The organism is Moritella sp. JT01, assembly GCF_001574435.1.
In the GTDB taxonomy this organism is placed as follows: domain Bacteria; phylum Pseudomonadota; class Gammaproteobacteria; order Enterobacterales; family Moritellaceae; genus Moritella.
Window position 1 is genome coordinate 1 of record NZ_LOCN01000019.1, and the last position, 11,312, is coordinate 11,312.

At 38.0% G+C, this 11,312-nt stretch carries 10 protein-coding genes; 6 read left to right on the top strand and 4 right to left on the bottom strand.

Translation table 11 applies throughout. The annotated features are described in order from the left end of the window. Positions 1-382 precede the first annotated feature (382 nt). Positions 383-688 carry a hypothetical protein gene (locus AKG98_RS14370; protein ID WP_083543991.1) on the top strand — a complete coding sequence of 102 codons (306 nt, stop codon included), beginning with the start codon at positions 383-385 and terminating at the stop codon, positions 686-688. A gap of 272 nt (positions 689-960) precedes the next feature. Beyond that, positions 961-1,308: an SMI1/KNR4 family protein gene (locus tag AKG98_RS14375; RefSeq protein ID WP_255358652.1), complete on the top strand. Its 348-nt coding sequence runs from the start codon at positions 961-963 to the stop codon at positions 1,306-1,308. A gap of 107 nt (positions 1,309-1,415) precedes the next feature. Here AKG98_RS14375 and AKG98_RS14380 read toward each other — a convergent pair whose 3' ends face one another. The 3 genes from AKG98_RS14380 to AKG98_RS14390 all read right to left on the bottom strand — a co-directional run bounded on the left by AKG98_RS14380 (position 1,416) and on the right by AKG98_RS14390 (position 4,477). After that, complete coding sequence (locus tag AKG98_RS14380; protein ID WP_228140311.1) at positions 1,416-2,519, bottom strand: hypothetical protein; 1,104 nt, start codon at positions 2,517-2,519, stop codon at positions 1,416-1,418. A gap of 291 nt (positions 2,520-2,810) precedes the next feature. Next, complete coding sequence (locus AKG98_RS14385; protein ID WP_067047110.1) at positions 2,811-3,935, bottom strand: DNA alkylation repair protein; 1,125 nt, start codon at positions 3,933-3,935, stop codon at positions 2,811-2,813. A gap of 128 nt (positions 3,936-4,063) precedes the next feature. After that, a complete protein-coding gene (locus AKG98_RS14390; RefSeq protein ID WP_067047114.1) occupies positions 4,064-4,477 on the bottom strand; it encodes a RidA family protein in 414 nt (137 codons plus the stop codon). 837 nt (positions 4,478-5,314) lie between these two features. Here AKG98_RS14390 and AKG98_RS14395 point away from each other — a divergent pair. Together AKG98_RS14395 and AKG98_RS14400 are read left to right on the top strand one after the other, a co-directional pair. Next, complete coding sequence (locus AKG98_RS14395; RefSeq protein ID WP_067047116.1) at positions 5,315-5,944, top strand: hypothetical protein; 630 nt, start codon at positions 5,315-5,317, stop codon at positions 5,942-5,944. 112 nt (positions 5,945-6,056) lie between these two features. Continuing rightward, positions 6,057-6,506: an SMI1/KNR4 family protein gene (locus tag AKG98_RS14400; protein ID WP_067047120.1), complete on the top strand. Its 450-nt coding sequence runs from the start codon at positions 6,057-6,059 to the stop codon at positions 6,504-6,506. Positions 6,507-7,021: 515 nt separating this feature from the next. On the opposite strand, the gene AKG98_RS14405 is transcribed toward AKG98_RS14400, so the two are convergent. Continuing rightward, the gene (locus AKG98_RS14405) at positions 7,022-8,968 is read right to left on the bottom strand and encodes a bifunctional 2',3'-cyclic-nucleotide 2'-phosphodiesterase/3'-nucleotidase (RefSeq protein ID WP_067047123.1); all 1,947 of its coding nucleotides are present in this window, start codon (positions 8,966-8,968) and stop codon (positions 7,022-7,024) included. A 700-nt stretch (positions 8,969-9,668) separates the two neighbouring features. Here AKG98_RS14405 and AKG98_RS21945 point away from each other — a divergent pair. Beyond that, positions 9,669-9,836: a M15 family metallopeptidase gene (locus AKG98_RS21945; protein ID WP_157534143.1), complete on the top strand. Its 168-nt coding sequence runs from the start codon at positions 9,669-9,671 to the stop codon at positions 9,834-9,836. A 254-nt stretch (positions 9,837-10,090) separates the two neighbouring features. Continuing rightward, positions 10,091-11,312: methyl-accepting chemotaxis protein (locus AKG98_RS14410; protein WP_198155537.1), on the top strand; the 1,222-nt coding region annotated here is incomplete at its 3' end.

Genomic DNA, 11,312 nt, shown 5'->3' on the forward strand with positions numbered 1-11,312 from the left:
GCTGGTGAAATTAATCAAAGTGTTGTTGAAGTGAATGACAAAGCGAAAGAAACTCATGCTCTCTCCTCATCGAACCAAGAAAAAGCAGCAGAGCTCATTGGTCTATCGAACAAACTCACCAATGCAGTGAGTATCTTTAAGCTAAACAGCTAACTTTACTTGAGAGTAGTAACAACCGCCTTCTTCACAGCCCTGTCCCGTTAAGGGCCCGAACGACACTAGTCTCGCTTGGGTCCTTAATTTTAAAAAATACCACATCAACATATAATACGCATATCGTCCAATTGATGATTTGTATACTACTCATTGTTTATAAGAATGTAATTTGATAATGTGCCGTATCCAACATAAAAATAACATTAAAGGCATTTTGGAGAAACAATTGATCACTAGTGAATATGCAGTAAAGCAACCCGACGGTAGCTCATTAACCTTGAAGGTTTATGTTGGTACCCCAGAACCTGATGGCACTGATTACCGCTGTAAGCTTGAAATTCCAGAGCTGTCATTTTGTGAATACGCTTATGGAGTAGATGCTCTACAATCGCTCTGTATGGTGGTTCAATGCTTAAAGTACGTATTTGAGCCATTAGTCCTAAAGGGGTGGAAGTTTTATTACCCTCAAGACTTAGAGCGTGAATTAGACATATTATCAGCCTACTTTCCACCACAATTAACAGCGAGTTAACCTCAACTTAGCTATTCTTTCTATATATGTAAAAAACCATGCAAACCCAAAGACTTGTATATATCATCATTATTTGTACGAATCTATATAGATAATAGTGTTCTATACATGCAGATATGTAACGTCATAATATAAACTTACACTAAAAGCGACTTACGATACCTTATAAATAATCAGACACGCTTTGTTTTGAAATGAAGCTGGGGCAGTAAAAACGTCATGGTTCCAATAAACACCATGATATTACAGAGCTTGAATCAAAATTAAAGGGTATTTTACCTGACTCATATAAATCTTTAATCTCTACATATGGCTTGGTTCACACGCCAAATGTGTTAACTAAAATTTGCGATTTGAATTCCGATATTTCTGAAGTTCAAAATTTCTTAAGCTTAGAAGATATCGCTTCACTATCACAGCTATATGAAATGAGCGGCATGCCAAAGGGGCATATTTTGTTTGCATCAGATTGTAAGGGTAACATGCTCTGTTTCAAACTTAGTGATTGTGCAAGTCAACAAACAGATGCACCGGTATGGTTTTTTAACTATGGTGCTTGTACCGTTACGCAAGTATCAAGCTCTTTCATTAAATGGCTAGACCAGTTCAACGAACTTTAAGAAAGCCTACAAGGCAGTGACTCATTTTACGTAGTTAATGAGTCACTGCCGCCCCATCATACGAGCCGACCTTAAACTAGGTTAGGTAATTAACCAAGAACTTGGATTTACAATTTTTCAATCGCATTATTAAACTTCAAATTTTCTATTTTATGAAGCGTTACCTTTCCATCACCACTGTCTCTATGATCTTCAACTAAATATGAGTGACCACTTAATTTAGTTATCGTATAGTTGTCTACATCACCAGAAAATATAACGGTATTACTACCAGAGTTCCCTGTAATGTCATTGTCGAGTTCGTTCACAACAACATTCGTATTTTTATTACCCGTTAAACTGACGTCTTTTAGATATCGAGAATGGTTTGTGTACGGCTTTAACTCATTATACTTAAGACTGAATGTTCCATCGAAACTTTCATCTATTCGAGCATTATAGGTTAAATAAGGATGGAAAAAACCCCCTATTAATACAGCACCTAAAGGATCTTTTGTTTTAATATCAGCTCTTGTTTTTGCTATATATATCCCCCACATTCCTCCGCTGTTCAAGTCTTTCTGCTTCCAAGCGCCCCATAGACCATAATAAGAGTCGATTACAGCTGCAAGATATTCCTGAGATAAACTATTTTCTGTTGTAAGTTCTATAATCCAATCTTTATTGTCATTACCTAAACCCCATATGTCATCAGTCATAGCCCTTACTTGCGCGCTTCGGATCTCGTTTTGATATGCAGGGAGTGAGCCTATAAATTCTTGATTTTGGTCAACGCCAATACCAGTGTCATGAACCATATGCAAAATTTCTTCAAATGTTGCATCTCGGTGTTTATAATCTTGTTTGATATACCACTCATCTCCTTCCACTTGAATTTCATTTTGATAGAGCGGTTGACCATCTAATTCAGATGCCGGATTCTTCCCATCATCACTTCCATTTAGTAGTAGTAACGTCGCACCATTCCCCGCCATTTTATTAGCAACCGAAGACTTATCTCTCCCATATTTAGATGAAGTATAATTCGTTAAGTAATGAGCTAAAACCGAACGAGCTCTGGCAATTTGGTTATTACTTAACTGATCTTGAGCAATAATATGTATTGGCTGTCCATTTGGTGCAATTACAGCAGTATATCGGTCAAACCTAAGCGCTTTCGTATATTTGTCTGAAAGCGCTTTAGGTACTGATGAAATACCAACGACGGTCACTGTTGATGATGAAGTAGAACTAGAACTAGAACTAGAACTAGAACTAGAACTAGAACTAGAACTAGAGTTACAGCCAACTAATAAAGAAGTAATAAAGAAGTAATAATCATTGCGGCTATATTCGATTTTTTTATTGCCATAAGAGTGTTCTCGTTCATGTAAATATTAGAAATTAGAGTATCAAAAACCAAATAAGCATTCTGTATTAGATCTCTTACTTTTACACACCCTTACATACCTCATACACTCTATTACACACTATTACACACTATGATTGAGAAAATAATGATTTTAATCCGTTAATTCAAAGCTATACAGAGCGCCTTGGTCAGGATTGACCTCGCTTTCTTGGCCATTAATAATAATGGCCAATTTATGTATACCTAAATGAAATACGCGGGTACTGATCACTTTAAAGCTTTGGTGGCGACCTATCTGTTCTTGCACATTCATGGCTATCATTCGCTCACTGATTTTAAACACTTTACGGGCTAAGTTGCCATTCTTCTTGAGATAATATAGTCCGTATTCCAAGCGTAATTTTTGAGGTTGTTGGCTGATATTTTCAATCGAGAAGTTAAATGTAAGCTTACCTCCCACTTTTACAACTGGCGTGGTGATAGCCATTGCGGTGAGTTTTATCTGGTCTTGTTGAAAGCCAAACAGCGCCATGACCTCTGGCTGTGCTTGCTTAAGTAAAGTGCGGCACGCATGTTTGACAAGTTTGTCAGTCAATTCGTTGTAACCTAACCACTGCGTTGCTATCTGTACTACCACATCACTGTTATCTTTAGCAATGTCATTGAGGTTATTCGCCACACTCCGCCTTACAACTTCACAGTCATCTTGTTTCAATGCAGTTAAAATAGCTAACAAAGGCGTCGGATCTGTTTTAAATGCAGGCAATGCCATCGCCCAAGGTAATCTAGGTCGCGAACCTTCGCTGGCTAAGCGGCGGACATGGCGACTCTCATGTGTAGTCCATGCCAACATCTGCACTAACATCTGGGTTGGATAACGTATGATGAAAGGTCTAACTGCAAATTCACAGCTGGTGTATTGCGTTACAAATTCAAAGCCATCAACAGCAGTGTCATAATCATCAAGCCCATACATTTCGATATAAGCAGGCAGGCACATATACTCAAGGCTTTGCTCTTTAATCCCCTCAGTTCTCAATTCGAGAATAATGCGTTTAAGAACTACAACTGCGTCACTAAAATCAACGGGCATAAAATAATGAAGGACTTCCGCCGTATGATGCATACGCTGCTTTAGTTCATACCCCACAAAGCTATCATTAAAAATCATTTGGTGAAACTTAACTGAATCAAAGTCAGGTAACACCTTCGTTAATACACCCGAGAATTGCTCATAAAATGCAGTGCAATAAACGTCCTTAAATAACTCAGCCATAAGTAAATTTTCATCCTATTGGTAATCAATGCGGCGATTGATAAAACTGTATGGATAAAACTATATAGTAAGAGTGGAATAATTAAAATGATTTGGGCTAGTGTGATAACTAAAATCCCCAACTAGCATTACCTTGCTAACATCATTTCGTATTCAACCATCATATCGGCCATCCCTAAACGTTGAACATAACGTAATGTACCAGTGGCAGGTTTAACCTCTACATCAATCAGAAATTCTTCCCATACTGCCGCGATTTCACCAAATTGATCTCCACTGACTTCATTAACGAATGTCCAATCAGTACGCACGATATCGTTAACGCTGAATCCGGCCTCCTCTAGAAAGTCCTTCATTTGTGCAAGAATAAGGCGTGTCTGCGCAACTGGATCCCCAGGATGTAGGGTGATAAATTGCGGGTTACAGTCGGCATGACCTGTGACAAAAAATATTTCATTGAAATCACTCAATTTCAATCCCCAACTGAAAGCGCTGCGCATGTCAGGTAAGTTTTTATTATGAAATCCTTGTTTATTAGCCATGGTGTGTTCCCTTATCTGTTATTCGTTTAGTCCTTGCAGACCCGATAACGCTACTTTGCCAAAACCCATACATATCGTCCAATTGATGATTTATATAGTATTCATTGATGATATAAATGTAATTTAGAAATGCGCCTATCATCAATACGAAATTATCGATGGCTGGCCTGCCGTTCGAGTCAATGCCGCAACGGCGTTTACTGCAAAAATGATGTCATTCTGTATACGCGAAATGCAATAAGTATAAATATGGCATTTTAAATACCATATAAATTTGTAAAAAAGTGTTTCTTCTTCAGTGCATTACAGAACACGCCAGATATAGGACCAGATTCGCTAAGGGCTATCCAAGCTAATTTAGGACCGGTTGATTCATGATATAAATACCCTGAAAGCAAAGGCAAACAAGGTGTTGGTCTTGGAATTGTTGAATTAATATCCCTCGACGCTAAAGATATTCAAGTTTTTAGCGAAGACAGATCAGATCCAAATTGCTGGTTTATTAAGGTAGGGTATGATGAATCCGTTTGTTATGTTCAATATAAAGAAGCATGCTGTAGCAGTATTTCCCCAGAAAAATTTGTAGATTCAACAGGTTTCTAATGGGTAGATAACATTCTAACCCCAGACTAATTACTTTTTAATACCTTGTTATTAAAGAGTAATTCCATACCTCACTTCCCTTTAACACTCCAAGTTTTATCGGTACTATATGCCTATCTATGAGACTTTCTTATCGGCCAAACCTGTAAAGATCTTCGTACATCCGCTTACGACGAACACAAGGAAGAATGCCTTTAATGAATGTCATTCAATTGACAGGAGTAAGAATCTAAAATGGACGTTATTTGCACCCAATGTAAAAGAAAAATTGAAACCGAAGACATCAATGTAGCTAAAGATACCGCCTACTGTTCGAGCTGCCAAAACCTCTTAATCCTATCGTCTATACTAGAAAAACAGCCCAACAACAATTTTGATATTAACCAGCCAGTAAGTGGCATCAAAGTGGAAGATAACGGCTATAACTGGTCAATTGAGGCCTCAAATAGAAGTATAACTGCTATTTTCCTCGTCCCCTTCACACTCGTTTGGGCTGGAGGATCTCTTTCTGGGATATACGGTTCTCAGCTAATCAATGGTGAATTCGACCCAAGTCTATCTTTGTTTGGCTTGCCTTTCCTACTAGGAAGTATTGTCTTAATGACTTTTACATTAATGAATATATTTGGTCGAACATGTGTCCGTAATGAAAATGGCAAGGCGCTTATCTTTATAGGTATAGGTTCATTTGGCTGGTACCGAAGATTTGGCTGGAAAAATATAGACCAAGTGAAAGAAGTCAATTTACATAAAAATAGACATTTATCATTAGAAGGGAATAAAAGACTTAACTTAGGCTGGGGGTTAAGCAGCGAAAAACGCTATTTCATGTCTAATTTTCTTAGATCAAAATTAAAAAAGTAATAATTAATTGAATCATCTGGTTATCATCTGTATCTTGCTTTAATTATTAAATTAAGACAATTTTCATCGTGAATCACGGTAATGTACCGTTAACGGTCTTGGAGTATTTAAAATGAACAGCATTGATACATTTGTAAAAAACTGGGGCAGTAAAAACGCCATGGTGCCAATAAATACTCAGGATATTGCAGAGCTTGAATCAAAATTACAGGGTATCTTACCTGATTCATACAAATATTTAATATCTACATATGGCTTGGTTCACACGCCAAATGTGTTAACTAAAATTTGCGATTTAAATTCCGATATTTCTGAAGTTCAAGATTTCTTAAGCTTAGAAGACGTCGCGTCACTATCACAGCTATATGAAATGAGCGGCATGCCAAAGGGGCATATTTTGTTTGCATCGGATTGTAAGGGTAACATGTTCTGTTTCAAACTTAGTGATTGTGCCAGTACACAAACAGATGCACCGGTATGGTTTTTTAACTATGGTGCTTGTACCGTTACGCAAGTATCAAGCTCTTTCATTAAATGGCTAGACCAGTTCAACGAACTTTAAGAGCCTACAAGACAGTGACTCATTTTACGTAGTTAATGAGTCACTGAGCCCCATATGCCATTAGTCATAGTCCCTTCGGATCTCGCTTTGATATGCAGGGAGTGACCCTATAAACGCTTCATTTTGGTCAACACCAATACCAGTGTCATGAACCATATGAAAAATTTCTTCAAATGTTGCATCTCGGTGTTTATAATCTTGCTTGATATACCATTCATCTCCTTCAACTTGAATTTCATTTTGATAGAGCGGTTGACCATCTAATTCAGATGCCGAATAGATAATAAAGGCGTCGGATCTTTTTTAAAGCAGGCATAAAATGATGTAAGACTTCCGCGGTATGATGCATGCGCTGCTTTAATTCATAATCCACAAAGCTACCATTAATGATGCGTTCGGATTGTGAAAGGTAAGATACCGCATATGCCATTCACGTATGTGAATGGCATATATATGGGATATGCCGTTGTGGATCAATTACCCATAGGAATCTTAAACTGGATATCTATATTGCTTCATTGCAAATTAATACGATATTTTGCAAATCCAATGTTATCTTTACCAACCAACGTCATTGGATATACGGCTTTAGCTTTAATGAACTCAGCTGCTTTTTCACTTGGCGATGTTTCAAAAGTTATATTCAATTCTTTATTTGACTTAATTGATGAAAATGACCAGTTCTTGTCAAAAGATGGGTTAACGCCACCCTGCTCTTTCGTAATACGGCTAATGTAATCAGCGACAACAGTACGATTCTCGTCTGGTGAAGTAAATGCTATGTAGTCACCACCAGTGCCTGGAAATTTACCTAAAGAACCACGGTAGCTGTTCGTTGCAATCAAAAATGGTTGCGTAGGAACAACTAATTTTTCGTTAAAAGTTAGGTTGATAATGCGCTCTGCATCCGGATTTTGGAGCTTACAGTCCCCGTCATAACGGGCTGGTTGAGTAACATCAATCTGGTAACTTACACCGTCGATAATATCAAAGTTGTAGTTACGAAAACCATCCCATTTGATCAGTGATTGCTCCGCTGTAGTCGTTGTGCTTATCTGATTAAACTGACCCGCAGCGCACTCAAGCCATTCTTTCAATTCTGTACCGCTGACTTTCAAGGCAATGAGGTCACTAGGATATAAAAGATCAGCTATATTTCGGAGGCTCAACTGCCCTTTTTCTATTTCAGTAAAATTGGTTGGATCATTTTTACGCCCCCCAACTTTAAATGGTGCGGCAGCTGCAAGGACAGGTATATCAGCTAAATCTGGATCGCCCTGAATAAAGCGTTCAACATAATCTTTCTGCGCTAAATTGACAATTTGCACTGTCGGATCATCTTGAACCAGCGCTAGGTAGCTGTACATGACATCATTTACTTGACCAGTCGGCTGGTTCACAAACGCTCTGGTTGCTTTGTGATCTTTTAATAGAGCTTTGCGCATATCCATATCGGCAAGGGCGAGTGATTTACCATCATAAATTGGGCGGGCCTCAGTTTGAATAGGCGTAACGATCCACTTATCCCCTTTTTTATTTAGTACAAAATCCATAACACCGAGATGGCTACCCCAACGTCCCGGCATAACCGCTGCAACACCATTAATAGTTCCTTTTTCGTTGTTGATACCAGGAATGTTATCAAAGCCTTTACCCGGAAATACTGAATGAGAGTGACCAAAAGCAATAGCATCAATACCTTTCACTTGAGATAGGTAGTACACTGAGTTTTCAGCCATCGTTTTGTAAGCTTCTCTCGATATACCAGAATGTGGAATAGCAACAATTACATCTGCGCCTTTGCTTTTCATTTCAGGGATAAACTTTTTTGCTGTTTCAGTAATGTCTTTAGTTATGACCTTCCCTTCTAAGTGTTTTTTGTCCCATTCCATAATTTGCGGTGGAACAAATCCGATGTAACCGACCTTAATCTGATGATAGTTACCATCAGTATCTTCCATTTTGTACTCTTTGATTATATAAGGTGTGAAATAATTCTCGCCAGTGTTGGCATCAAAAATATTAGCATTTACGTATGGGAATTTTGCTCCCGCTATACTGATTTCTAGAAAATCTAACCCATAGTTAAACTCATGATTACCTAAATTACCGACTTCGTAATCAAGCAAGTTCATCGCTTTATAAACAGGATGAACGTCACCTTTTTTAATACCTTTATGAGCCATATAATCGCCCATAAGGCTACCTTGGATGATGTCACCATTATCAACTAATAGGCTGTTTGTCACTTCATCACGAGCCAATTTGACTAAAGTCGCGGTACGAACAAGACCAATTTTCTCGTTTGGTTTGTCTTTGTAATAATCATAATCCATCAAATTAGTGTGAATGTCAGAGGTTTCCATAATGCGTAGTTCGATAGTGTCGGCCATTGCTACACCTGATATAGCAAGCATACCAGTCAAAACCGCTGCCGAAATCGGGCGTGTAAGAAATATCATGTCAGTTCCCAATATTAAAGAGGTGAAGAAAAGGAATATTCGTAATGAATAACCCGCTTCGAACAACCTTATTTTTACCCGTAAATATGATTGCCATTCACATTTACATTTACATTTCTAAATAGTAACCAGCTCAAGTATAGGCTGATTTTTTAATCATCCTGCAAACACTTTACACCACAACCATTGCACGCGCAACAGTTGTTCTTAATGTATTACTTGTAATTATTCCTAGCAGCATTTATTTTTAACGTTTGTAATGGGCTTACCTAAACGTTGAAAATAACGCAATGTACCAGTGGCCTATTTAACGTCGACATCAACCAAAAAATATTCCCATACGCCAGATATAGGACCAGATTACTCAACAAGCCCAATGTAATCTCAAAACCATATTAATTAAACTTTAAATTTATCAAAAAGTTCTCAAGCGCATGATTTTTAGGGTTTATGCTTTCAATTTAGCGCTCTCTGTAATAGTCTATGCCCACTCTATATCTACACCTTAATTCACATAAAAAATTAAGTTATACTTTTATGACAAATAACATATCGACGTGTCTATGTATAAAGTAAATTGGTCAGAGCTCAGCACAGAACACCCCGAATGGGATGAGGATCAACTGAAGTAGGAAAGTTTGTCACTGTTCCAGATAATCCTGAACGCGTTCCACCTCATGCGACTGGAGGCTCTGTTGATCTGACATTAGTTGACTTAGATGGAAGAGATAATCGCCGGCTGTTGCGCCAAGCTATGGAAAGTGCAGGCTTTCGAACTGACAAAGATGAATGGTGGTATTTCGATTACGGAACTCAGCTCTGGGCAGCTGAGTTTGGTTATAGCGTTGCTATTTATGGTGAAAAGTAAGCGTTAATTCCCCCATACTAATCCACATGGGGTGTTCAACTAAGGTATATCATAAACGCATCAACAAATGGAATAGAGACTTACCAATTCTCCTTTAACCCTTTGTACTCTCGTGTCCAATGTTTTTAATGAATATAGTTTAGACACAGAATTAGGGAAAATCGTAATATTAGATACGTATTAAGCATTAAATACCTTACCTATTCTGGTAAAACTATTTTTAAATAATAAACAAATCGATATTGGAATTAATTATGACTGCGAAACTAAAAATTATCCTTTCTATAATGATGCTGACTGTCATTTTAATCATGACAACAACCTTATTAAGTTGGAAGAATTTCGAAAATTCATCAACAGAGGGTTACAAAAAGCAGTTAGGCTATAAGTCTCAACTGATTGCCGACACGATTGAACAAAAAATTAGCCGTTACTTTGATGTCCTAAGCTTAGCTAGTGATGAGTTAAAGTTTAACCCTAATGGAGCTGTTGAACTTTCTGCAGCCGTAAAAATACTAAATAGTGCAAGAAATACCACCAATTCGGTCAATGTATATTTTGCTTTGCTCGACGGAACCTCTTACTCATCAAAAACAAATGGTCTCATCGAAAATTTTAATGCTAAGACGCTGCAACGCGAGTGGTTTCTAAAAGGAATGAAAGGTGAAGAGCGAATAATAACTCGCCCTTACACCGCCAAAACGGGCGACAACGTAATGGCCCTAGCAAGACCAATTTATAAAAAAGGTAAAATCGTTGGTGTTATTGCTCTGAACCTAATTTTGAACGACTTAAGCCAATTCACAAAACAACTTACAGCCAACAACAAGGTTTTTGTCACAAGGGAAGACGGTTTTATATTAGCCGCAAAAAATCCAAGCCTAATTGGTAAAAATATTTACAATGAGATCCCTTATCTCAAAACTCGCGATACATCTAAAGAAGAAAGCTTCGAGTACGTTCATCATGGGATTGAGTACCTAGGGTCTGCCGCAAAATTGCGCCAACTGAATTGGAGTGTTTGGGCTTGGAATGAAGAAGTAAACGTAAAGCGAGATTCACAAGACAACCTGGTGCAATCACTTTTTACATCATTAATTCTCCTTCTAATCAGTGCCGGATGTGTCTATTTTATTGTTGAACAACTAGTCTATCGCCCTATCGGCGGAGAGCCTTCAGAAATAGAAGAAACTGTATCAAAAATCGCGCGTGGTGATTTCACCGCCATAAAACAAGATCACGGGAATGCAATTGGAATAAACGCTGCAGTAATTTCAATGGTAAGTGAATTGAGCAGCACAATTCAAATTATTAGGGGTTCTTCCGACGAGTTGCTTAAATTTGCAGAAGGTATAACCCAAACAGCAAATAATATGAATTTAAGCTCGGCAACCCAAATGGAACAATTAGAGCAAACCTCAACAGCAATGAATGAGATGTCAGTTGCCGTCGATGAAGTAGCTCAAAATGCCCACA

Coding starts and splice junctions, on each gene's coding strand:
- AKG98_RS14400 (WP_067047120.1), top strand. CDS start 6,057: ATGAACAGCATTGATACATTTGTAAAAAACTGGGGCAGTAAAAACGCC.
- AKG98_RS14385 (WP_067047110.1), bottom strand. CDS start 3,935: ATGGCTGAGTTATTTAAGGACGTTTATTGCACTGCATTTTATGAGCAA.
- AKG98_RS14395 (WP_067047116.1), top strand. CDS start 5,315: ATGGACGTTATTTGCACCCAATGTAAAAGAAAAATTGAAACCGAAGAC.
- AKG98_RS14390 (WP_067047114.1), bottom strand. CDS start 4,477: ATGGCTAATAAACAAGGATTTCATAATAAAAACTTACCTGACATGCGC.
- AKG98_RS14405 (WP_067047123.1), bottom strand. CDS start 8,968: ATGATATTTCTTACACGCCCGATTTCGGCAGCGGTTTTGACTGGTATG.